Source organism: Metasolibacillus sp. FSL K6-0083, assembly GCF_038630865.1.
Taxonomy (GTDB): Bacteria; Bacillota; Bacilli; order Bacillales_A; family Planococcaceae; genus Metasolibacillus; species Metasolibacillus fluoroglycofenilyticus.
In genome coordinates, this window is record NZ_CP152046.1 from 1,006,162 (window position 1) to 1,027,778 (window position 21,617).

A 21,617-nucleotide genomic window follows, 5' to 3' on the forward strand; every position below is an offset into this window, starting at 1 on the left:
CTACGCCGAAAAGAGAAACGGCACTCAGGAGCTATTTTTTCGAAAGAGGTTCAAGCAGCGATGTTTGAGCAATCAGGGTGGAACCGCGGATTCTGTACATGACAGCATTCGTCCCTGGGCATAATACGCCCGGAGACGAATGCTTTTTTTCGTTCCAACGGGCATGACAATAGGAGGTATTTTCATGACACAAAAATCAATGGAAACAATCGTATCACTTGCAAAGCATCGTGGATTTGTCTTCCCAGGCTCTGAAATTTACGGAGGCTTAGCAAACACTTGGGATTACGGTCCACTTGGAGTGGAGTTAAAAAACAATATTAAAAAAGCTTGGTGGCAAAAGTTCGTTCAAGAGTCTGAACATAATGTTGGCTTAGATGCAGCTATTTTAATGAATCCAAAGGCATGGGTTGCTTCTGGTCACGTTGGAAACTTCAACGACCCAATGATTGATTGTAAGGCATGTAAAGCACGTCATCGTGCCGATAAATTAATCGAAGATGCTTCTTTAGAAAAAACAGGTAAGGAAATTATCGTTGACGGTATGAGCTTTGAGCAAATGAAGGCAAAGATGGAGGAGCTAGAGGTAGCTTGTCCAGATTGCGGTAAAATCGACTTCACAGATATCCGTCAATTCAACTTAATGTTTAAAACACATCAAGGTGTAACAGAATCTTCATCGAATGAAATCTATTTACGCCCTGAAACAGCACAAGGTATTTTCGTTAACTTTAAAAACGTACAGCGCTCAATGCGTAAACGTACACCATTCGGTATCGCGCAAGTCGGCAAATCATTCCGTAATGAAATTACACCGGGTAACTTCACATTCCGTACACGCGAATTCGAGCAAATGGAGCTAGAATTTTTCTGCAAGCCAGGTGAAGACCTAGAATGGCATGCTTATTGGAAAGAGTTTTGCAAAAACTGGCTCCTAAACCTTGGCATGAAAGAGGAATCTATGCGTCTACGCGACCATGAAGCAGATGAGCTTTCTCACTATTCAAACGCAACGACAGACATCGAATTCCGCTTCCCATTTGGCTGGGGCGAGCTATGGGGTGTGGCTGACCGTACAGACTACGATTTAAAACAGCATATGGAGCACTCTGGTGAGGACTTCACATATATCGACCCTGTAACGAATGAACGTTATGTGCCATACTGCATCGAGCCATCATTAGGCGCTGACCGTGTAACATTAGCATTCCTATGTGACGCTTACGATGAGGAGCAGCTAGAAGGTGATGATAAGCGTACAGTTCTACGCTTCCACCCTGCTCTAGCACCATTCAAAGCGGCTGTTTTACCATTATCGAAAAAACTATCAGAGGAAGCAGGCGAAGTATGGGCAAACTTACGCAAAGCATTCCCTGTGGATTTCGATGAATCCCAATCAATCGGTAAACGCTACCGCCGCCAAGATGAAATCGGCACACCTTTCTGCATCACATACGACTTCGACTCTAAAGAAGATGGCCAAGTAACAGTACGCCACCGCGACAGCATGGACCAAATCCGTATGCCGATAACAGAAGTAGAAGCTTACATCTCAAAGCACTTACAATTTTAATATGGGTTGAGGGGAAGCGGCGCGCTTCCCCTCCCTGCGTTTTATGAGCGAATCCATCGGAGTTATGAGCGAATTTGCGGATTTTACGAGCGAGTTCTCCTACTTTACGAGCGAAAGTCACTTGTTTATGAGCGAATCAGTACTTTAGACCTAATCAATAAGGTCTTTCTTCTCTACAAGTCATTAATTTGTGGCTAAATAAAAAAACGCATGAAATCAAATTCAAACACTTTGATTTCATGCGCTTTTCGTTTTATTTTACGAACTTCACATTTTGTAATTTATGGTGACCAGAATCGTTAATCCAATAGCCTTCAATTTGTTCACTCACGCCAGATAAATAGGCTTGGTGGTGCACATAAACCATTGGAGCTTCTTCGATTAAGCGCTCTTGCAACTCTTTATATAACGCTAAACGTTTTGTTGTATCAATTTCTTCGCGCGCTTGATCTAATAGTGAATCAATTTCTGCATTTTCATAGAAAGTACGGTTACCCGGGTCTCCCTTATTTTTAGAGTGGAATAATTGTGTTAGGAAGTAATCCGCATCTCCCACTGGGTTAGATAAGCCTAAAATAAACATATCATGCTCACCTGCGCCTGTTTTTGCTAAATATGCTCCCCATTCCACAACTTCTATAGCAGCATCAATATTAACTTTTCTTAACTCTTCTTGCAGCATAATCGCAATGTTCTGACGCTGTGGATTGTCATTCGTCCAGATTGTTGTTTTAAAACCATCTGTAAATCCTGCTTCTGTCAGCAATTGTTGCGCTTTTTCAAGATTGTATGTTAACGGCTGTAAAGTAGAATCATAGCCAAATACATTTGGCGCTAAAGGACCGATTGCTGCCTCCCCAAAGCCATCATAAATACCATCAATAATCATTTGTTGATCAACTAACATCGAAATTGCTTGACGTACTCGAACATCATTAAACGGCTCTTTTTCTACATTGAATCCAACATATGACAAAGACGAACCTGGTGCAACATCTACACTGTTCGGAGAAGATTCAACAAGTGCCACTTCATTCGGTTGAATTGGTTCGATAATATGTGCATTTCCTGTTTCTAGCTCCGCAACACGTGTCGCACTTTCTGGAATAACTTTAATTGTTACAGAATCGACAAATGCCTTTTGCCCCCAATATTCTGTGTTATTAACAAGCTTGATTTCCGCCCCTGCTGTCCAGTAATCAAACTTCATAAAGCCTGTACCAACTGGCCCTTCCATATTTACTAATTGCCCCGGGCTATTACCAGCAGCCATCGACTCATAATCTGCGTCAATTTGTGCTGGTGAAATCATTACACCTACTGGATGATTCAAGTGGTTAATAAGTGGAGCGAATGGATAATGCGTATGAATGCGCACTACATATTCATCAACAACTTCAACTTCTTTAATAGATTCAAATAAAAACGCACGTGGCGCTGCAATCTCTGGATCTAATAAACGTTCAAAGTTTTTCTTTACAACTTCCGCATTAAAATCTTCCCCATCATGGAATTTAACACCTTCTACAAGCTTAAACTCCCAAGTTACATCATCAATTGCTTCCCAGCTTTCCGCTAGACTCCCTACAATTTCATCGTTTTGATTTTTCTTTACAAGTCCTTCTGTAATATTGGACAACACGGAGGCAGATGGCACGTCTGTTGATAAATGTGGGTCAAGATTTGCCGCATCTGATAGTGTCGCCAATACTAGGTCGCCACCAGTAACCGCTTCTGTTTGCTCACCCGAAGTATTTGCATCTGTATTAACTTCGCTATTTTCCACATCGTCACTATTACAAGCAACAAGAATTACGGAAAGCAGCATTAATACCAAAAATAGTAATCCTTTCAATTTTCCCATTAGTATACCTCCATTTTTACTTCCCTATTATTTTTAAGGAATTCAAACTAAATGCTACCATTGTTAATAGAATATTTCAATGAATATTCTAAATTTTTATTCAATTTTTATTTTTATAAATATAATTTTTTTATTAGAAAAATAAAGAACTTAAATTACCCACTCTGATAAACAATCAAAAATTCTCTACAATATCACTTAATACACAACTTCTTTCTCTTATGCAGAAAATAAAAATCATTACTCTCTCTATTCAATAAAATATTTTAAAATAATAAACGGAAAATTTTTTATGCATAATAATTCCATTGATTATCCATCGTCTATAGGTGGAGTAAGCTTTTACTAAATTACCAAAAAGGCTGTCCGAAAAGTATTCCTTTTCGGACAGCCTAAGCTTTTATCTTAAATATTTGCTAAACATTTTTGTACCTGCTGCTTCACTTTCGACACATAAAAGATTGACTCGTTGCAAAGAGACCGTTTCAAAATAGCTTTTCAGACGCCATCCTTTAGTACGATTGCACCTTAAACTGACTAATCTCCGACTGTAAGTCATTCGCCATCGTTTCCAATACATTTGCAGAGCTTGCAATTTCCTCATTAGCTGCTGTTTGTTGTTCAGCAGAACGCATAATATTATGTAAGCTTAGCGTAATACCATTTGCAATTTCCGCAATATCGTTCGCTACATGGCTCGTTTCATTTGTTTTATTATTTACTGTACGCACAATGTCTGTTACATCATTTGTACGTGTACTAATATTAGCTACATATTCTACGATATTTTTAAAGGCTTCCCCAGTTTGTTCAACCGATGCTCGTCCTTCTTCCACATACTTTGTACCACTATTAATTGCTGTTACCGCGCTGGATGTTTGGCTTAAAATATCATCAACTAATGTACGAATATCATCAGCTGCTCTACCCGATTCCTCTGCTAATTTTCTTACTTCATCCGCGACAACTGCAAACCCTTTTCCGGCATCTCCAGCACGTGCTGCCTCAATTGAAGCATTTAAAGCTAATAAGTTAGTTTGATCTGTAATGCTTGTGATTAACGCTAAAATCGAACTAATTTCCTTCGATTTCTCGCCTAATGCATTGACAACTTCTGTCGATTCATTCACAGACTTCTTAATTGTATTCATTTTTTCAATGGTTTGCTCAATTAGCTCTATTCCTAAATCTGCTTTTTGGTTCGTTTCAGCCGCTACATCTGCTACATCTTGGACGACAGAGGATACCTGACCCATTTCTTTGCTAATTAAATCCGATGATTCTGATAATTTTTGCATCTGCTCTAACTGCCCCGCTGCGCCAACGACCATACTTTGAATAGAGTTAGAAATCGTTTCGACAGATGTGCTACTTTGCTCTGTAATCGCCGCAAACTCTCGAGTATAAGCTGTTACATCTGTCGAGGCTTTATTTGCTTTTTCAATCACTGTTCCGATTTGCTCTAGCATATGATTAAACTCTGTCGACAATTGCCCTATTTCATCTTTGTATTTATCGTCAATACGTACTGTTAAATCACCATCAGCTGCCTGTGCCATTGCCTTTAGTACTCGATTCATTCGCTTTAAAATAATATAGCGTGTACATAGCGCAATAATTACTGTTCCGATAAATAATGAAATGAATGTATTAATTACAACGCCCGCAATACCATCTAATTCAATTACTTTACTAACTTGTAAACTAATAAATTGTGAAATATGTGAGCTAATAAATAAACTTAGCCCTACCGCTAAAATCATTTTAAATATTAAACTTTTCCAAAATTTTATTTCACGAGAAAATAATTTTTCTTTTACCATAGCTGCTCCCCATTCCTATGTAAATCTACTATCATTGTAAAATAAACATTAAAATTAGTAAAATAGTTGCTCCTCACCCAATCACTTAGTCCTATTTATCATTATAATATTCTTGCCAAAAACGAGTATAGAGCCCTAATGAAAAGGCGATATCATTTTGTAAATTGCTAATCGCAATATTTATACGTTTGCGCGAATAAGTACCCTGCTTATTTATATGATAAGCTACTGTTTCCTCCATGTGCATTAATAAATCGACCATTTGTTCTAAATACATTTTCGCCTCAGTTGAAAGCATCGACTCTTGAAAACCTAAATGAATAAGAGCATTTTTGGCAGATTGAACATTTGTTAAAATTTGTCCCCACTGCGCACGTTTCATAGGTCTATTGAAATCTGTCAGCCAGCTCATCTCATACAATGCCAATAAGGAAATCGAATAAGACACAACATAATCTGGTTGCAGCGCTTTTTCCTCATATAGCGATTGCAAAACCGCTAAATCCTCCTTATATTTCTGCTGACGCATTTCATCAGTCTCTACTGCGACAGTCGGATATACACTAAAAATTGAATATGGAAAGATAATGCCTGAGAACAGCGCAGCAACTAGTAGCCCAATAATTAAAAGCTTCAGTTTTCGTATTATTCCTCCCCTTTTCGCCTTCATCATGGTTTTGATTGATGCCTCCATTCTTTGAAAAAATCTAATAGCTTTTTATGTAATTTTTCATCCACATTTATAATTTCACAACCATGATTATTATATAAAGAGAAAATTTAATCAGCGGGGGTTTTCCTCATCCTCACTGATTGTTAGTTGAACCAATTGGGCTTTTATGCGCAGTGGGGCTCCCACTTAACCGTAAGCGTCTTAGGGATAAATTACTTTAATCCTATTTAATTCCCCTTGGCATACGAAATTTAATATAACGAATGACATTTTCTATATATCTTTCTATCGGCTGACTTGTATCAACTACTAAACATTTGAAATCGGTTGGCTTTTTTGCACTGTTAAGCGTAGCATAAAAGCCTTCCTTCGAACGAATTTCACTAATTTGACTGGGCATCTTTTCTCTGCTTTTTAAACGATGATTGATTTCCTCAAAATCATCAAGGTAGCATTCAATATATTTATATTCTGCATCATATTTTTGAGCTAATTTTATTCCCTTTTCAATCATTTCCTCGTATAAGCACGGACTATCAAGAATCACACTGTGCCCCTGAGATAGATGAAAATCAGCTAATGAAAAATCAATCGTATAGCTTATTTTCCCGGCAAGCTTTCCATCAAAAGAGCTGTCTGCTTCAATCGAATTTAATAAAGCAGATTTTACAATGTCGTGGTCAATAATGATAAAGCCCATTCTATTAGCGATTTCTCTGGCCAGTGTAGATTTTCCTGAACCTGGGAAGCCAGACATTTGTATAAAGTACATTTCCATTCCCCCTCTATAAAGCATTCTACTGCTCCTTATCCCAACTAACAGTGCTTTTTCAAACGAATTATTCTACGAAATCCATTTGTATTAATCAGGGATTTTTCTTTTATGTATACTTTATTTAATACCAAATATGGGGAAATGGCTAGAATATTTTATTAAAATATGTCGGAAATCAGCCATTCACAAAATTACTTTTCCCTTGAAAAACATCATTGCGTTTGCATTAATCGTTTTACTAAAATTTCAATAGTAATGAATTAACTGATAATTCCATCGTGACATTCTAGAAAACATATGCTATATTGTTAACTAATTGCATAGCCATCCACTGGAGGTGCCGTTGTGAACGGCTGAGATCAAAGTAAACTTTGGGATTCCTGGAACCTGATCTAGTTGATACTAGCGTAGGAAAGTGGTCGCCTATTATTTGTTACGATTTTTTAAGTAAGCGTTACTTTTCCTATGGGAGAAGTAACGTTTTTTTATTGGAGGAAACTAAAATGATTCATGCTATTACAAGTGGTCAAGGCTTTACACCACAAACAATTGACCAAATAAAGGATGTCGCTACTCGTGTTGATGCCATTATTATTCGCGAAAAGCAGCTCTCACTTACTGAAATCGATAACGCAATTGCCGCACTTTTACAGGCTGGTATAAGTGCAAAGCAATTAATCATTCATACATATGTGGAGCTCGCTTACAAATACGACTTACTTGGCTGTCATTTTGCAGCAAATCAGGCTGTAAATGTGACACAGCATCCTTTTATATGTGGGCAATCTACGCATACAAAGGCTGAAGCGTTACAAAGTGCTGAAAGAGGTATGCATTATTTATACTTTTCTCCTGTCTTTCCAACAACCTGTAAACCAAATGTACCAGCGCAAGGGCTTCAGGCACTTGCTGAAACATGCCGTACTGTCAAAATACCCGTGCTTGCACTCGGTGGTATAACAAGCAGCAATGCACAACAAGTGATGCAGGTCGGCGCACAGGGCTATGCCGCAATATCAATGTTTTTTAACTAAGGGGAGCAATTTATGAAGTGTCAAGGCTTTACGATTATCGGTGGTGGGGTTATTGGATTATCTATCGCCTATCAATTATTAAAACAGCAACAGCCTGTGACGATTTTCCATACAGAAAAAACAACGACAGCATCACTCGCTGCTGGGGGTATGCTTGGTGGTCAAAATGAATTTCACACACCTTCGCCCCTTTATCATTTAGCACTGGAAAGTCGAGAGCTACACAAAGCACTCGCCGAGGAGCTATTACATTTAACTGGGCAAGAAGTTGGTTTATTACCTTCCGGGCTAATTAAAATTGCAGCTGCTGAGGAAGATAGAGTAAATTTGCAGCAGCAGTATCAATTTTTATATCAGGACCGCCCTACCTCTGTACAATGGCTAAATCAAACAGAGTTACAGCAATACGAACCTTTATTGGGTCATTCTATTACAGAGGGCTTCCATATATACGAGGACCATCAAGTAAATGCAAGAAATTTAACAAAGGCTTTAGCACTTGCTGTACAGAAGCTTGGCGCAAATATAATTGAAGAGGAAGTTATTGCGATAGAGAAAAAGCAACAACAAGTTACACATATCCAGACAGCCTCTAAGCGCTACGCTGTTCAGCAAGCTGTTTTGGCTGCGGGTGCCTGGACAGCGAAGCTTGCAGCCAAGCTTCATATTACTTGCCCGGTGCACCCAGTAAAAGGGGAATGCTTAATGGTAAAAGCGGCACAGCTACCGAAGGCAACCATTTTTTCAACAGATGGCTGTTATATCGTACCAAAGCACAATAATCGTTTATTGATTGGTGCTACGAGCTATCCTCTGCTAGAAGATGATGCAGTAACTGTCGGTGGCATTTATTCTTTATTATCCCGAGCTATTCATATAATGCCATCATTAACGAAGGCTGAGATTGTCGAAACTTGGTGTGGTGTGCGGCCACAAACAATAGACGGACTTCCAATTATGGGTACTACGCAATATAGCAATTTATTTATATGCACAGGACATTATCGCAACGGTATTTTATTAAGTGCCATTACTGGGCTTTTGTTTAGTCAATTCTTATTGGGTGATAGCGTAGCAAAGCAACGGTTAGCGCCTTTTTCATTGCAACGCTTTACGATTTAAAGGAGGTGTGCATTTTGCGCTTATACGTCAACGGTCACAATATGGAAGTACCAAAATCTATTACAACTGTTGTCCAATTACTAGAACATTTACAGCTCAATAAAGAGCTTGCCATTGTTGAAGTAAACGCGGAAATCTTACAGCCTGCGGAACGTGACAGCAAGGAAATTAAAGCAGATGACCATATCGAAATTGTACAATTTGTAGGAGGAGGATAATCATGCTACATATCGGACCATATCAATTTAATTCACGCCTCTTATTAGGCACAGGGAAATTTAAAGATTTTGCTACACAGAAAGAAGCGGTGGAAGTATCTGAAACAGAAATTTTAACATTTGCTGTGCGTCGTATGAATATTTTTGAGCCAACACAGCCAAATTTTTTAGAAAAAATCGATGTACAAAACTATACACTCTTACCAAATACAGCAGGCGCGAAAAATGCAGAGGAGGCTGTGCGCATCGCTAACCTTGCGAAAGCCTCTGGTTTATGTGATATGGTTAAGGTCGAAATCATCGGTTGTAATCAAACATTACTACCGGACCCTGTAGAAACATTACGTGCTACAGAAATGCTATTGGAGCAAGGCTTTATCGTCTTACCATACACTTCCGATGATGTGTTGCTAGCAAAGCGCCTACAAGATTTAGGCTGTCACGCTATTATGCCAGGTGCTTCTCCTATCGGGTCAGGTATGGGAATCGTCAATCCACTTAATTTATCCTTTATTATCGAGCAAGCAAAGGTGCCCGTTATTGTTGATGCTGGTATTGGTTCCGCTGCAGATGCGGCTCAGGCGATGGAGCTTGGCGCGGATGCCGTATTATTAAATACCGCTGTCTCAGGAGCTAAAGACCCTGTAAAAATGGCTTCAGCTATGAAGCATGCAATTATTGCTGGACGCGAAAGCTTTGAAGCTGGACGCATACCGAAAAAAATGTATGCAACAGCATCTAGTCCAGTAGAAGGTATAAGCAGGTGAGCCGTTATTCAAGACAGGAGCGCTTTCTTCCAATTGGCACTACTGGACAAGCGCTTCTTGCTGAAAAGCATGTCCTCATCGTTGGTGTCGGAGCACTTGGTGCAACAATTGCTGATTTGCTAGTGCGGGCAGGGATTGGTGAGATTTCGCTGATTGACCGAGATTTCGTCGACTTATCTAATTTGCAGCGTCAAATGCTATACAGTGAAGCCGATGTGACCGCCCGTTTACCAAAAGCGACCGCCGCTAAAAGACGCTTACAGAGAATTAATCATACATTGACAATCCATGCTTATAACGAGGAAGCCAATGTCGAACTTTTTGAGCATATACTAGCAACACAATCTATTGATTTGATAATTGACGGTACAGATAATTTCGATATTCGTTTTATCATCAATGATATTGCTCATAAATACAGGATTCCATGGATTTATGGTGCGTGCGTTGCATCAAGCAGCCTTTCCTTTTTCATTAAGCCAGGAAAAACTGCTTGCCTGCACTGTATAATGGGTGGATTACCTACTACAGGACCAACTTGTGACACGGCAGGGATTTTAGCCTCTGCCTCACAAGTAACAGCAGCTCTACAAGTAGCAGAGGCATTGAAATATTTAACAAATAATGAAACCGCGATGCGCGGAAGCGTTTTTTCAATTGATGTGTGGCAAAACACCTTCTCCTCTATCAAGGTGGATGCACTAAAAAAGCAAATCTGCCCAACATGCGGAGAAAAACCAACATATCCATTTTTGCAGCCCAATGCCACAACAAAATTTGCCTCACTATGTGGTCGCGACACAGTGCAAATTCGCCCTGTTTATAAAATGCGTGATTTATATGCGCTAAAAAAGCAGCTAACTTCCGAGAAAATAACACATTTCAATGATTTTCTCATTAGCTTCAATGTAGAAAATTATCAGCTCACCGCATTTAAGGATGGGCGCGTTTTCGTGCACGGCACTGCCGACATACAACAGGCAAAAAGCGTCTATTATCAATATTTTGCTTAATAAAGGAGAGAACAACTATATGAAAACACCACCATTTACTACATCCTCATTTTAAATTCAATTTTGAGGAGGAAACAATATGCAAGCTTTATTAGTAATTGATGTACAAAATGGATTGGTTAATCTCACACACTGTGATGATACATTAGCGAATATCGAAAAATTGATTCAAGCATTTCAAGAACAGCAAAAGCCTGTTATTTTCATTCAGCATACCGATAATGCCAAAGAAAGTGTGCTCCACCATGCAGGAAAAGGGGCTGATATTATTGCACGCTTTCAGCCATATATTGAGCATCTTGTTGTTAAGCAAACACCAAGTGCTTTTTATCAAACAAACTTGCAAGAGCTGTTAGTAAGTTTAAATATTGAGCATGTATATATCTCAGGCTTTAATACGGAGTTTTGCTGTCAATTTACAGCGATTGCGGCTTATGACCGCGGGTTCCGCACAACATTTATCGAGGATGCTACAAATACAGTAAACAACGCCAACACCTATGAAATGACTGGCTTAGATATCCGAGATTTCGTCGGAACTGTATTGCATTGGTCGAATGTTATTGAGGTGCTTGATATGGAGGAATATTTGGAAACTCAATTATAAATATAGAAGATGGCTGCCTTTGTTATGTAGAAGTTCCGTTCGGAATTAATGGAAAAGGATACTTGGTTTTGTAAGCATATGGAAAGGGCGAATATCCCCTGCAAAGCCCGAACTATATTATGAAACACTCATTTTAGTGTTTTGTAATCGTTCGGGTTTTTATTTATGAATCAATACATTTGAAATACAACACTTCTCCACGTTCAAACCACTGTTGCGTACAATTTTCGCATGGAAATGTTATTCATATTATTTACCATAATTTCCGTAATTTATATTATTGCGGGAAATACGGATATACATTATTCCAATTTAACACTAAAATATAATAATAAGTATCAATTACAAAGGAGGAAATCATCATGAAAAAGGGTCTATTGATTTTTAGTATGCTACTCTTTGTCTTATTTTTAAGCGCATGTACAAAAAAAGATATACTTACCTATGAAGGAGAAGGTGAAAATTGGCACGTAACCTATACAGTTACAAACACTTCTGACAATTCATATGATTATAGCCTTCAGTACTACTATAAAGGAAATAAACAAGAGTTAAAGAAATTTGATGAGATTGCCTTTCGTTTTGAAACACCTTTAAGTAATAGCGGCGGAGCTTTGCCAATTACTTTATTAAATTTGGACGATGAAAATAAAGCAGTATTCGGATCAAATGGCTCCCATACAGAAGTATTGTTACTCAATGAAAACTCAGATTTGAATGTTATTATTACATGGGGGAATAATGAAGAATCATTTAAATTAACATTTACTGATTGAATCAGACATGAATACAAATGATAAATAATTTAAACTTAAGATGCCACAATATGATTTAATTTCAATTCATATTGTAGGTTGATAAGTTTTATTAAAGTGAATATAAAGACTTAAAGAAGAGGCAATATCATTTTGTAAATTGCGAATCGTAACACTGATATGCTTCCGTGAATAAGTGGATTTTTTATTTACATGATAAGCTACAGTTTCTTCAATTCGCATCGTTGAATCTATCATTTGCTCTAAATACATTTTTGCCTCTTCCGAAAGCCCTTCTACTCTAAAGCTCAAGCGGATAAGTTCATTTTTAATCGATTGAATATTTGTTAAAAGCTGCTCCCATTCTATGCGCTTCATATGATAATCGGTATTTGTTAACCAATCCATCTCGTACAAATTCAATAAAGAAATTGAATATGACACAACATAATCTGGCTGCATCGCTCTTTCTTCAAACAATGATTGAAATACTGCAAAATCCTCATTATATTTTTGCTGGTGCATTTCACCTACTTTCACTGGGACAGCAGGATATACACTTGGAATTGAATATGGGAAAAACACAGTGGAAAATAACACAAAAGCCGCTATTGCTATTACTATCAATTTCCGTTTTCGCATTATGCCTCTTCTATTTGTCATCATTTTGTTGAGGTCCCCTCTTTGTTAAATAACTCAGTAGCTCTTTATGTAAGTTCTCATCTGCATTCATTATTTCATAGCCACGGTCATCATATAAATGGAAAATGCACTTTGTACGCATGTTCACTAAAAATACATCTGGTGCATATATACTATGTCTTGTTCTTAGTCGTTGCTTTAAAGGACGAAAATCCTTATGAATGCACGTTTTCAAAAGCCACTGTAATTTTAAATCTGCTACTTTACAAAAAAGCTCCATTTGTTGAATACGTAATGCATCCTCATCAAATTGCCACATATATTCTTCTATATGAAGTTCATACTTTTTCCACTGATTTTTCACATAGCGCGGAAAAAAATTAGGATATGTTGTTTTTTTTCTATCTTTCGGGTATGAGCTGATAACGACAATGATATCATCTGTTTTTTCAAAAAGTAGTTCCATTATTTCAAAAACTTGCTGTTCAACTTTATGAAGCCTCGCCATATTTAACTTGTCACCATGAAATTGATAGAGTCCTTGACCTAATTCAATATGAATGGCTTGCTTCCACTGATGATAAAAATTTGGGGAGAGCCTCAAACCATTATAATATTCATTCATAAATTACTTTAACCTTATAGCTGTCTCCTTTTAATGCAATTTAATAATTTATACGAATGCAGAGATTGAATGTTTCGTAAAAATGGAAATTTCCCAAAACAAGAGAATTTTAAAATTATGGGTGCTGACACATCCAAAATTACAATCAAACTAATCATCTGAAAACAAGGCAGTAGTAAAAGTGGACTGATGTTTACATTTTTCTATTACTATCTTTTTGACAGTACAAAAATTTATACTATTTATAAAGGAAAAACAAGTGTAATATAGAATATACTAATAAACAATACTTAAGGAGAGGACAGCTATATGAAAACACCACCATTTACAGTAGCCTCAATTTAAATTCAATTTTGAGGAGGTAATTATGGAAGCTCTATTAGTAATTGATGTACAAAATGGATTAGTCGATTTAACACAATGTGATGATACATTAGCAAATATCGAGCTATTAATTGAAAAATTTCAAGCGCAACAAAAACCAATTATTTTCATTCAACATATGGATGATGAAAAAGAGAGCGTGCTCTATCACGCTAGTAAGGGTGCTGACATTATTACCCGCTTTCAGCCCTATATAAAGCATCTTGTCACAAAGAAAACACCAAGTGCCTTTTATCAAACAGACTTGCAAGAACTTTTAGCGAGTTTCAGTGTTAATCATGTCTATATCACAGGCTTTAACACGGAGTTTTGCTGCCAATTTACAGCTATCGCCGCTTATGATCGTGGCTTCCGTACAACCTTATCGAGAATGCAACAAATACTGTGAATCATGCAGACACCTACGAAATGACAGGCTTAGATATTCAGGATTTTGTTGGCACTGTGCTGCATTGGTCCAATGTCATTGAAGTGGTAGAGATGGAGGAGTATTGGGAAAATTAAGATAGAAAAAGCAACTGCCCGTTTGTAGCAGTTGCTTTTTCTTATTAGCTGATTGCTCATTTTTCTCTCTTTTTGAAGTTTGAATATGAAATCACAATAAGCAATAAAAATGTGGAGGAAAGTAATGAAATAGGAACAAAATCATTTCTTTTTTGCAAAATAGCCATTGTTCCAAAATACATACACGATGAAAATAAGATAATGATTAAACAAAATATCAATATTTTTCTATATTTCATCGACAACAGCTCACTTTCTTCTTGATAATTATTATATACAAAATCATAAGTGTCAAATTTATATCAATTTTCAGCTAAACTAGTTCCTAACATTATTCTCTATTTATAGTAAATGAAATAAAATGACAATTAAACAAAATATATGTTCTATTATACTTCTTTTATTATTGAGGTGTAATATCAAAAGCAAGAGCCCAAGTCATATCAGTTGTAACCCCTCTACCATTATTATTAGCATCTAAACGAGTTGCCAATAACCAGAAATATCCTGCTCCTGCACCAGAAATAGCTCCTGGAATAAGTAATGGTGGAAAGAAGATACCTAGAAAAGCAAGACTACCTGCTGCTATAGTACCACCTGCTGCCACTGTATTGAGTTCTACAATAATATCAGCAGTAACACAACTATCTGTTTTTACACTGTATCCCCACCAGTGCTGCTGAGGATTCGTATTTATACCTTTGGGTGTACATTTTGCAAATGTTGTAATAGAAGTACTTTGATATAAGTTATTATTATCGGATAAATTTTGAATAGTTAGATCGTCAGATATAGACAAGATATTGTCTTTAGCTTGCTGATTTAAAAAATCTAAATATTGTTGTTGTCCCTTAATTAACTCTTGTTCTACCCCAGCATCGTTAGCAGCCTCAACATCGAAGATAAACAAACTATCTTTTACCTGAATATAGGGTTCTAAAGATAGAACATCATCAAATGTATACTCTACACCATTGTTATTGAATTTTTCAATCATAGATGTTGTTGACTCATAACTTTGAGCAAATGTCGTGTTTGTAGTAGATAAAAGTAAAATTGTCAATAGAAAAACTGTGAATATTTTACGCATTTTAAATCCTCCTCTACTTAATATTAATCCTCATTAAATCATCTTTAGTGTTCAACTATATATCCTATACATCATAGAATCTGATCATTTTACATTTTTGTAATACCACATCCCAACTCATTCAATACTCACGCACATCTCAAACAACTGTTGCGCACCAGATTGTTTATAAAAGTATTGATTATGTTGCTATCCATACTTTAACAAAACAAAAAAACCTTGTATATCCGTATTTACCGCAATTTTTATTATTTATTTTATTGCGGTAAATACGGATATACATTCATTTAGGACCATGTTAAAATAACATAAATGAAATAATTTAGGAGGTTTTAACAATGAATCAAAAATTATGGGAAGTTATTCAACTTTTTAAAGAAAAAAATTTTATTGGACAAGCGGAATGGGCATATGCTGAGGAAGTATTGGATGCTGATACATTTCAATCATTGCAAGAGCAGATAAATACAAAAGTTCGCCTTATCTCACCAACATGGACTTGATTTCTTATGACAGTTCGAGAAACAATTCAACTGTTTATTCAAGACTTTCTAACAACAAGTGATTTGCATTTTGAAATGAAACAAATAATTTTAAATTTATTACATAATGAAGGGAAAATATTTTGCGAAAATAGCCAGTTCACTTGAGGAGAGTTTTCTTATTATATTTCCAATTTAATTGCGGAAGAATCTTCTGTTTCTCAAGCAGCTGCAATGGAATTACTAATGCTAGCAACTGATTTATTTGACGATCTTGTAGATGGAGATAATCTGCAATCATTGTCACCTGCGCAGCAAGGTATTTTAGCACCTGCCTTATTAATAGAAGCACTTCATTTGTTTACGCAAGAAACAACATCGTCATCACTTGCAACTTGGAACTGTATTTATCAAAAATTACAGCAGGCAAGCAATGGGCAATGGCTAGATATTTCAATCACCGCTGATCATCCTACTGCGACAGAGCAATTCTACTTTCAAATGGTAGAGAAAAAATCCTGCTCCTTTATACAGCTTATTTTTGAGCTGTATAATACAAAACAAAATCCAGCCTTAATTGAAATTGCAACAACAATTGGCTATGTAGCGCAATTAGCTAATGATATACGGGATATTTTTGCATCAAATAAAAATGACCTACAACAGAAAAAAGCGACCTTGCCACTTATTATGGCATTGAAAAAAGATGATGGTTGGTTAAGGGCACAATTGCAACGTTCTAATTTTAATGTAGAAGAAGTCCAAACATACATAAAAGAAACAGGTGCGATAGATTATTGTACAATTTTAGCTAGACAATATAGGAAACAGGCAAAAATATTATTACAGCAACAGTATCCAAATAAACCGCAAGAAATTGTACATATCATGGCAATGATTGAATAGAGGTTTTAAATCATGTACCGACATATTTTACTATTTATAGCACTACTGACGGTTTGGCTATTTGCTTTTTGGCATGGCTATGCATATCGCCTGCCTTATACAAGTATAGAAAATTCCAATATTAAGGATTTTATAGCCATTACTCTATATAATGATTCTACTTATTTCATTGGAGCAGCATTTTTAATAATTGGCTTTTATACGTATACGAAAAAGCCAAAATCCATTGTCATACAGCGCTTTTTTTATTTAATGTCTGTTGCAGGAATTGCGATTACTTATGCAAAACCTTCAAGTTATAGAATTCCTATCACCTATGAAATTGAAACACTTGCTGTGAGCTTTTCTGCTTATTTTTTACTATACTTTTTTGAGTTTTTCCCTATGACAAGTAGAGCAAAATGGTTCTATCAAATAAAATGGTTTACCTTTGGACTTACTCTTTTTATTAATTTTTTAGAAATAGTTAAATGGTTATTTAGCCTTCAAGATAGTACCTTGTTCAGTAGCCTAATTCCTATTTTATTAATTACAAACCTATTGATTGCGCTACTCTCATGCACTGTCTTAATTATTCGATTATGGCGCTTCAATACAAAATGGATTCGTAATCAATTAGCAATTTTTCTTGTTAGTTCTGTTATATCCTTTAGTCCATTATTAGCAAATTTACTTTTAGATGGGCTATTCCATCTAGTCAAATTGCCTTTTAATTACATGATACTTACCATCATCTTATTCCCTCTTACACTTATGTATTTGCTTACAAAACAGGAAGTTTTTGATTTTAGTTATTTGGCTAATCGAGTATTGATACCTGTAAGTGCATTTGTCTTGATGTTTGGTGTGTTAGTTGCCATTCTATATTTTATTGTGGGGCTACCAACTCAACAAATTATGCAAAGTTCGGTTATTTTAGGAAGTGGCTCCATCCTTTTTCTTCTTATATATAAAGGACTAAGACGCTTGGAAAAACCGCGCATAGAGGCACAGCTTATTGCCATGCATCAACAACGTAGACAGATGCTCAAAGAATTGTATCACCAAACCTTTTTACCGCTTTGCGCGGAACATACGGTAAAACTAATACAGCGTATGCTTGATGTGCAACATGTTGCCGTTATTTGGGCTAGCCCTGTGGCAACTGTTTTGTATGATACTGGGCTTTTGGAGAAGCAGGATATTCAGTCATTGCTAAAAAAATATGAAAATACAAGCCAAATAAATTACCAATATCCTTATCATCTATTACCGATTACAGATGAATCTAAATTACTTGGACTTGTAGTTGTTGGACAAAAAATGAATTTGGCTGAATGGACGAAAGATGAGTTAATTTTACTAGAGAGCATTTATTTTGAGGTATTACAATTATTTTTGCATGCTCAAGCTTTAGTACAACTTGAACAAGAGTTAAGATCAGCCGAACATGCATCAGCACTTATGCGACATACAAATAAACGATTGCTTGCCAGTGTGGAAGAGGAGCGAAAAAATCTTTCTATCTTTTTACACGATGATATTTTACAGCAGCTAATTGCATTATTATATGAAGTACGTGCTACTTCATCCTATCAAGCTTTAGATGAGCCATTGGCACAAACCATTTCTACTATTCGTGAGAGGTGTCAGGATTTATATCCTACAATTGTTGAAAACTTAGGACTGACATTAAGCTTACAATCATTAAAAAAAAAGCATGCAGCAAGAATATCAAGTCCCAATCGATTTATTTTGTGAGCTAGATGATACCATATTGCCACCAGAGCTTGCCAAACATCTTTATCGTAGCATTAAAGAGCTGCTACAAAATGCAGGGAAACATGCCGATGCTACATCAATTTTGATATCTCTTAAGGCATACCCAGATTCCATTGTTGCGATAATAGAAGATAATGGACACGGCTTTTTATTACCAGATGATGACTATTTATATATAGAACAGCACTTTGGCTTACTTACCTTGCAGCGCAGAACAGAGCAGTTCGCTGGCACAATGGTTATTACCTCCGAGTTACAGCAAGGAACGAAAGTAACAATTTCGCTATTTCTTGAAAGGAGTGAATCAAATGACGATTAATGTGTTGTTAGTAGATGATCATATCATCGTACTTGAAGGTTTAAAAAAGATATTAGAAAATGATATGGAAATACAAGTTGTAGGCATGGTTTCAGATCCTAGCACACTTGCTGAAACAATCAAACAACTTCAACCAGATATTATTTTAATGGATATTCAAATGAAAGGCTATAATGGCTTACTTTTAACAAAGGAGCTATTAAAAGATAATAAAGAGCTAGCCATTATTATGTTATCCGGTTATAACGATGATGCCTATTTGCAAGGGGCATATAATGCAGGAGCTCGCTCTTTTATTGCTAAGGATCAGCCACCTCGGGAGCTAATTGCAACAATTAAAGTAGTGTATGAAGGAAGCTCCGCATTTCCTTCATTCGTACAGGGACAAGTAGATTTTCTATTAACACCAAAAGAGCAGGAAGTTTTGCGTATACTTGCAACAGGCAAAAGCAATATAGAACTTAGTGAAACACTTAATATTAGTAAACGCACAGTGGAGCATCATATTACCTCGCTTATGCGCAAGCTTCATGTGGACAATCGGATGCAAATCGTAATGAAAGCAATGGATAAGGGTTTGATAAGGAATTAGTTGCAGATATAAGAGGGGGGGTACCTCCTTTATCCGATATACCTATCATACTGGAGGTACCACGCTATTAATATGCTTGATTTAATTGAGGACTTACATCTTTATGCGATTTTCGCAAGCATTTCTTGAACAACTTTCTTTTAAAGTAGGATCCATACAAAAAAACAGAACATCACCAAGATAATTATACTTAATATATCTGTACAAGCGTCAATCCTATTATTGATATTACTAAAATGGTTCATAATTTTTTAGTTCATCTGTTGTTATTAATGTATCGTCCATTATTCTAAATTCAATAACTCTACTATGAGCAAAATACGTATACTCTACATTGGGCTCGTTTTTAAAAATAACTGCTACATAAAATGCTAGTAACTTCTTCCCCCACACCTTTAATGGACTGTATTTCTTCTTTCTCATAGCCCTTCTCTTCAACTAGATACTCCATTACCCTATTAACATATACAATTTTGTTAATCTGCACGTATAAAAAGGGGAAAATAATAATAATAGTTAATAAGCCTATTAGCAGTTTTTTTTTAGTAATTCTCACCACCCTCTCTACAAATATGGATACAGCAACTTATTTAAATCAATCAAAATGTTCCAACCCCTTCACTGCTATCTAAGGCTTCACCAAAACATACACCATTTGCCGCAAAGCTTGTTGACTAGCGCTTTCATTATAAGTACTCGCGTATGTATCCGCAAAGCCATGTGCTCCTTCAAACACAAACACCCGCACTTCTTTTTTCCGTAAAGCTTCAATCAAAATCTTTACATCAAATGATTTTTCTTCATTTCCGTAAAATAATGTCACTGGACAATGTGGTGTGATATCTAGGTAACTGCGGATACGTGAGCCATAATAGCCGATAATATGCTGAATTCCGTTTAATTCGCTACATAACCACGCTACTGTCGCACCGATACTAAAACCCACTATATAGACAGTTCTATATTTTTGTACGAGTTCCTCTAATAGTATTTTAACTTGCTGTGCTGCTTGCTCAAAGCCTATATGCTCCATAAAATTGTAATAAGCTTGTTGTTCCTGTTCATATGGGAAAACATTGTCGTCTTGCAACATATTCGGGCATACTACATCAAAGCCCATCTGGCTTAAACGCTGTGCATATGATTGGATATGACGATTAATACCATATATTTCATGGAGTACGACAACGACTCGATTTGCTTGATTATTGATTATAAACTTCATTCATATAAAGGCTATAGGATAATCCTACAGCCCTTCCTCCTCACTCTGTAAACTTTGGCTTGCGCTTCTCCACAACGGCCTGCACGCCCTCCTTAAAATCAGCAAGCTCTGTAACGAGCCCCATTTGCGAGGAAATATAGTCTAGAGATGAGCGTAAGGACATTGTTTGGCTTTGGTATACTGCGCGCTTAATAAATTGAATGGCGGTTGTCGGTCCATTCGCAAGATTTTGTGCATAGCTTCGCGTATATTGTTCAAGTTCTTCATCTGGCACAACGAATGTGACAAGTCCCGCCTCCTTTGCCTCATCCGCTGACAGTACACGTGCTGTCCATAACATATCTAATGCTTTATCAATCCCTACTAACTTTGGTAAAAAGTACGCGCCACCGTCTCCCGGCACAATCCCAACATTGACATAGCTCTCCGAAAATTTCGTCGACTGTGCGACAAGACGAATGTCACACATTAAAGCCATATCAAGCCCTGCACCAAATGCAAAGCCATGCACTTGGGCAATGACTGGCTTATCAATTTCCTCTAAAAGCAGTGGCACACGCTGTACGCGCTTCCATAAAGAATTTTTGCGGGCGAGCGCTGTCGATGTAATGTCGTCCTCACTGTCAAAAAAACCTTTGCCTGCTGCCATCGCTTTAATATCACCACCTGCGCAGAAGCATTTGCCATTGCCCTTAACGACTAGCACACGAATTGCCTCATCGTCGCGCACCGTCTCAAGTGCCCGAATCCATCTCGTCAGCATATCCTCACTAAAAGCGTTCATTGCTTCAGGGCGATTGAGCGTAATTGTCGCAACTCCGTCCTGTACATCGAATAATAAGTCAGCCATTTTCAAGTCCCCC

The 21,617-nt window shown here is 36.9% G+C and carries 24 protein-coding genes and 1 riboswitch; of the genes, 14 read left to right on the forward strand and 10 right to left on the reverse strand.

All coding sequences use genetic code 11. From position 1 onward, the window contains the following. Positions 1 to 184: 184 nt before the first annotated feature. The gene (locus MHB51_RS04765) at positions 185 to 1,573 is read left to right on the forward strand and encodes a glycine--tRNA ligase (RefSeq protein ID WP_107942499.1); all 1,389 of its coding nucleotides are present in this window, start codon (positions 185 to 187) and stop codon (positions 1,571 to 1,573) included. Positions 1,574 to 1,826: 253 nt separating this feature from the next. On the opposite strand, the gene MHB51_RS04770 is transcribed toward MHB51_RS04765, so the two are convergent. The 4 genes from MHB51_RS04770 to MHB51_RS04785 all read right to left on the reverse strand — a co-directional run bounded on the left by MHB51_RS04770 (position 1,827) and on the right by MHB51_RS04785 (position 6,705). Further along, the gene (locus MHB51_RS04770) at positions 1,827 to 3,437 is read right to left on the reverse strand and encodes a glutathione ABC transporter substrate-binding protein (RefSeq protein ID WP_342559102.1); all 1,611 of its coding nucleotides are present in this window, start codon (positions 3,435 to 3,437) and stop codon (positions 1,827 to 1,829) included. A gap of 512 nt (positions 3,438 to 3,949) precedes the next feature. Further along, entirely contained in the window at positions 3,950 to 5,260 is a 1,311-nt protein-coding gene (locus tag MHB51_RS04775) for a methyl-accepting chemotaxis protein (protein WP_342559103.1), read from the reverse strand. A 91-nt stretch (positions 5,261 to 5,351) separates the two neighbouring features. Continuing rightward, on the reverse strand, positions 5,352 to 5,954 hold the full coding sequence (locus tag MHB51_RS04780) for a hypothetical protein (RefSeq protein ID WP_342559104.1): 603 nt from the start codon (positions 5,952 to 5,954) through the stop codon (positions 5,352 to 5,354). A 202-nt stretch (positions 5,955 to 6,156) separates the two neighbouring features. Then, entirely contained in the window at positions 6,157 to 6,705 is a 549-nt protein-coding gene (locus MHB51_RS04785; RefSeq protein WP_342559105.1) for an ATP-binding protein, read from the reverse strand. A 326-nt stretch (positions 6,706 to 7,031) separates the two neighbouring features. After that, a riboswitch (TPP riboswitch) is annotated at positions 7,032 to 7,139 on the forward strand. Positions 7,140 to 7,211: 72 nt separating this feature from the next. On the opposite strand from MHB51_RS04785, the gene MHB51_RS04790 reads away from it, so the two are divergent. The 7 genes from MHB51_RS04790 (at position 7,212) to MHB51_RS04820 (ending at position 12,245) form a co-directional block, all read left to right on the forward strand. Continuing rightward, positions 7,212 to 7,742, forward strand: coding sequence for a thiamine phosphate synthase (locus MHB51_RS04790; RefSeq protein WP_342559106.1), 531 nt, complete (start codon positions 7,212 to 7,214; stop codon positions 7,740 to 7,742). Between the two features lie 12 nt (positions 7,743 to 7,754). After that, complete coding sequence (thiO, locus tag MHB51_RS04795) at positions 7,755 to 8,864, forward strand: glycine oxidase ThiO (protein ID WP_342559107.1); 1,110 nt, start codon at positions 7,755 to 7,757, stop codon at positions 8,862 to 8,864. Between the two features lie 5 nt (positions 8,865 to 8,869). Then, positions 8,870 to 9,082, forward strand: a complete 213-nt coding sequence (gene thiS, locus MHB51_RS04800; protein ID WP_342559108.1) for a sulfur carrier protein ThiS — start codon at positions 8,870 to 8,872, stop codon at positions 9,080 to 9,082. A 2-nt stretch (positions 9,083 to 9,084) separates the two neighbouring features. Further along, complete coding sequence (locus tag MHB51_RS04805) at positions 9,085 to 9,849, forward strand: thiazole synthase (protein WP_342559109.1); 765 nt, start codon at positions 9,085 to 9,087, stop codon at positions 9,847 to 9,849. Beyond that, positions 9,846 to 10,862 carry a ThiF family adenylyltransferase gene (locus MHB51_RS04810; RefSeq protein ID WP_342559110.1) on the forward strand — a complete coding sequence of 339 codons (1,017 nt, stop codon included), beginning with the start codon at positions 9,846 to 9,848 and terminating at the stop codon, positions 10,860 to 10,862. Before MHB51_RS04805 ends, MHB51_RS04810 begins: the two co-directional genes overlap by 4 nt. 79 nt (positions 10,863 to 10,941) lie before the next feature. Then, on the forward strand, positions 10,942 to 11,469 hold the full coding sequence (locus MHB51_RS04815) for an isochorismatase family protein (protein WP_342559111.1): 528 nt from the start codon (positions 10,942 to 10,944) through the stop codon (positions 11,467 to 11,469). A gap of 362 nt (positions 11,470 to 11,831) precedes the next feature. Continuing rightward, complete coding sequence (locus MHB51_RS04820) at positions 11,832 to 12,245, forward strand: hypothetical protein (RefSeq protein ID WP_342559112.1); 414 nt, start codon at positions 11,832 to 11,834, stop codon at positions 12,243 to 12,245. 66 nt (positions 12,246 to 12,311) lie between these two features. Here the strand turns inward: MHB51_RS04820 and MHB51_RS04825 are convergent, their stop codons facing one another. Both MHB51_RS04825 and MHB51_RS04830 read right to left on the reverse strand, forming a co-directional pair. Then, positions 12,312 to 12,866, reverse strand: coding sequence for a hypothetical protein (locus MHB51_RS04825; RefSeq protein WP_342559113.1), 555 nt, complete (start codon positions 12,864 to 12,866; stop codon positions 12,312 to 12,314). Positions 12,867 to 12,876: 10 nt separating this feature from the next. Further along, positions 12,877 to 13,491, reverse strand: coding sequence for a hypothetical protein (locus MHB51_RS04830; protein WP_342559114.1), 615 nt, complete (start codon positions 13,489 to 13,491; stop codon positions 12,877 to 12,879). A 367-nt stretch (positions 13,492 to 13,858) separates the two neighbouring features. On the opposite strand from MHB51_RS04830, the gene MHB51_RS04835 reads away from it, so the two are divergent. Continuing rightward, positions 13,859 to 14,263, forward strand: a complete 405-nt coding sequence (locus MHB51_RS04835; RefSeq protein ID WP_342559115.1) for an isochorismatase family protein — start codon at positions 13,859 to 13,861, stop codon at positions 14,261 to 14,263. A gap of 519 nt (positions 14,264 to 14,782) precedes the next feature. Here MHB51_RS04835 and MHB51_RS04840 read toward each other — a convergent pair. Further along, positions 14,783 to 15,469, reverse strand: coding sequence for a hypothetical protein (locus tag MHB51_RS04840; RefSeq protein ID WP_342559116.1), 687 nt, complete (start codon positions 15,467 to 15,469; stop codon positions 14,783 to 14,785). A gap of 338 nt (positions 15,470 to 15,807) precedes the next feature. Here MHB51_RS04840 and MHB51_RS04845 point away from each other — a divergent pair, with 338 nt between their 5' ends. From MHB51_RS04845 to MHB51_RS04865, 5 genes are all read left to right on the forward strand, one after another. After that, the gene (locus MHB51_RS04845) at positions 15,808 to 15,972 is read left to right on the forward strand and encodes a hypothetical protein (RefSeq protein ID WP_342559117.1); all 165 of its coding nucleotides are present in this window, start codon (positions 15,808 to 15,810) and stop codon (positions 15,970 to 15,972) included. A 177-nt stretch (positions 15,973 to 16,149) separates the two neighbouring features. Then, a complete protein-coding gene (locus tag MHB51_RS04850; RefSeq protein WP_342559468.1) occupies positions 16,150 to 16,857 on the forward strand; it encodes a class 1 isoprenoid biosynthesis enzyme in 708 nt (235 codons plus the stop codon). Positions 16,858 to 16,869: 12 nt separating this feature from the next. Beyond that, entirely contained in the window at positions 16,870 to 18,597 is a 1,728-nt protein-coding gene (locus MHB51_RS04855) for a hypothetical protein (protein ID WP_342559118.1), read from the forward strand. After that, positions 18,557 to 18,937 (forward strand): ATP-binding protein, encoded by a 381-nt coding sequence (locus tag MHB51_RS04860; protein WP_342559119.1) that lies wholly within the window; start codon positions 18,557 to 18,559, stop codon positions 18,935 to 18,937. The genes MHB51_RS04855 and MHB51_RS04860 overlap by 41 nt, the downstream gene beginning before the upstream one ends. Next, the gene (locus MHB51_RS04865) at positions 18,927 to 19,529 is read left to right on the forward strand and encodes a response regulator transcription factor (RefSeq protein WP_342559120.1); all 603 of its coding nucleotides are present in this window, start codon (positions 18,927 to 18,929) and stop codon (positions 19,527 to 19,529) included. The genes MHB51_RS04860 and MHB51_RS04865 overlap by 11 nt, the downstream gene beginning before the upstream one ends. Before the next feature lie 231 nt (positions 19,530 to 19,760). On the opposite strand, the gene MHB51_RS04870 is transcribed toward MHB51_RS04865, so the two are convergent. The 3 genes from MHB51_RS04870 to MHB51_RS04880 all read right to left on the reverse strand — a co-directional run bounded on the left by MHB51_RS04870 (position 19,761) and on the right by MHB51_RS04880 (position 21,604). After that, on the reverse strand, positions 19,761 to 19,952 hold the full coding sequence (locus MHB51_RS04870; RefSeq protein ID WP_342559121.1) for a hypothetical protein: 192 nt from the start codon (positions 19,950 to 19,952) through the stop codon (positions 19,761 to 19,763). A gap of 205 nt (positions 19,953 to 20,157) precedes the next feature. Beyond that, the gene (locus tag MHB51_RS04875) at positions 20,158 to 20,754 is read right to left on the reverse strand and encodes a dienelactone hydrolase family protein (protein WP_342559122.1); all 597 of its coding nucleotides are present in this window, start codon (positions 20,752 to 20,754) and stop codon (positions 20,158 to 20,160) included. Positions 20,755 to 20,794: 40 nt separating this feature from the next. After that, positions 20,795 to 21,604 (reverse strand): enoyl-CoA hydratase/isomerase family protein, encoded by an 810-nt coding sequence (locus MHB51_RS04880; protein ID WP_342559123.1) that lies wholly within the window; start codon positions 21,602 to 21,604, stop codon positions 20,795 to 20,797. Between the last annotated feature and the right edge of the window lie 13 nt (positions 21,605 to 21,617).

Bases quoted from the DNA above. Each gene is read 5' to 3' on its own strand.
- MHB51_RS04765 (WP_107942499.1), top strand. From the start codon at position 185: ATGACACAAAAATCAATGGAAACAATCGTATCACTTGCAAAGCATCGT.
- MHB51_RS04770 (WP_342559102.1), bottom strand. From the start codon at position 3,437: ATGGGAAAATTGAAAGGATTACTATTTTTGGTATTAATGCTGCTTTCC.
- MHB51_RS04775 (WP_342559103.1), bottom strand. From the start codon at position 5,260: ATGGTAAAAGAAAAATTATTTTCTCGTGAAATAAAATTTTGGAAAAGT.
- MHB51_RS04780 (WP_342559104.1), bottom strand. From the start codon at position 5,954: ATGGAGGCATCAATCAAAACCATGATGAAGGCGAAAAGGGGAGGAATA.
- MHB51_RS04785 (WP_342559105.1), bottom strand. From the start codon at position 6,705: ATGTACTTTATACAAATGTCTGGCTTCCCAGGTTCAGGAAAATCTACA.
- MHB51_RS04790 (WP_342559106.1), top strand. From the start codon at position 7,212: ATGATTCATGCTATTACAAGTGGTCAAGGCTTTACACCACAAACAATT.
- thiO (WP_342559107.1), top strand. From the start codon at position 7,755: ATGAAGTGTCAAGGCTTTACGATTATCGGTGGTGGGGTTATTGGATTA.
- MHB51_RS04805 (WP_342559109.1), top strand. From the start codon at position 9,085: ATGCTACATATCGGACCATATCAATTTAATTCACGCCTCTTATTAGGC.
- MHB51_RS04815 (WP_342559111.1), top strand. From the start codon at position 10,942: ATGCAAGCTTTATTAGTAATTGATGTACAAAATGGATTGGTTAATCTC.
- MHB51_RS04820 (WP_342559112.1), top strand. From the start codon at position 11,832: ATGAAAAAGGGTCTATTGATTTTTAGTATGCTACTCTTTGTCTTATTT.
- MHB51_RS04825 (WP_342559113.1), bottom strand. From the start codon at position 12,866: ATGCGAAAACGGAAATTGATAGTAATAGCAATAGCGGCTTTTGTGTTA.
- MHB51_RS04830 (WP_342559114.1), bottom strand. From the start codon at position 13,491: ATGAATGAATATTATAATGGTTTGAGGCTCTCCCCAAATTTTTATCAT.
- MHB51_RS04835 (WP_342559115.1), top strand. From the start codon at position 13,859: ATGGAAGCTCTATTAGTAATTGATGTACAAAATGGATTAGTCGATTTA.
- MHB51_RS04840 (WP_342559116.1), bottom strand. From the start codon at position 15,469: ATGCGTAAAATATTCACAGTTTTTCTATTGACAATTTTACTTTTATCT.
- MHB51_RS04845 (WP_342559117.1), top strand. From the start codon at position 15,808: ATGAATCAAAAATTATGGGAAGTTATTCAACTTTTTAAAGAAAAAAAT.
- MHB51_RS04855 (WP_342559118.1), top strand. From the start codon at position 16,870: ATGTACCGACATATTTTACTATTTATAGCACTACTGACGGTTTGGCTA.
- MHB51_RS04860 (WP_342559119.1), top strand. From the start codon at position 18,557: ATGCAGCAAGAATATCAAGTCCCAATCGATTTATTTTGTGAGCTAGAT.
- MHB51_RS04865 (WP_342559120.1), top strand. From the start codon at position 18,927: ATGACGATTAATGTGTTGTTAGTAGATGATCATATCATCGTACTTGAA.
- MHB51_RS04870 (WP_342559121.1), bottom strand. From the start codon at position 19,952: ATGAGAAAGAAGAAATACAGTCCATTAAAGGTGTGGGGGAAGAAGTTA.
- MHB51_RS04875 (WP_342559122.1), bottom strand. From the start codon at position 20,754: ATGAAGTTTATAATCAATAATCAAGCAAATCGAGTCGTTGTCGTACTC.
- MHB51_RS04880 (WP_342559123.1), bottom strand. From the start codon at position 21,604: ATGGCTGACTTATTATTCGATGTACAGGACGGAGTTGCGACAATTACG.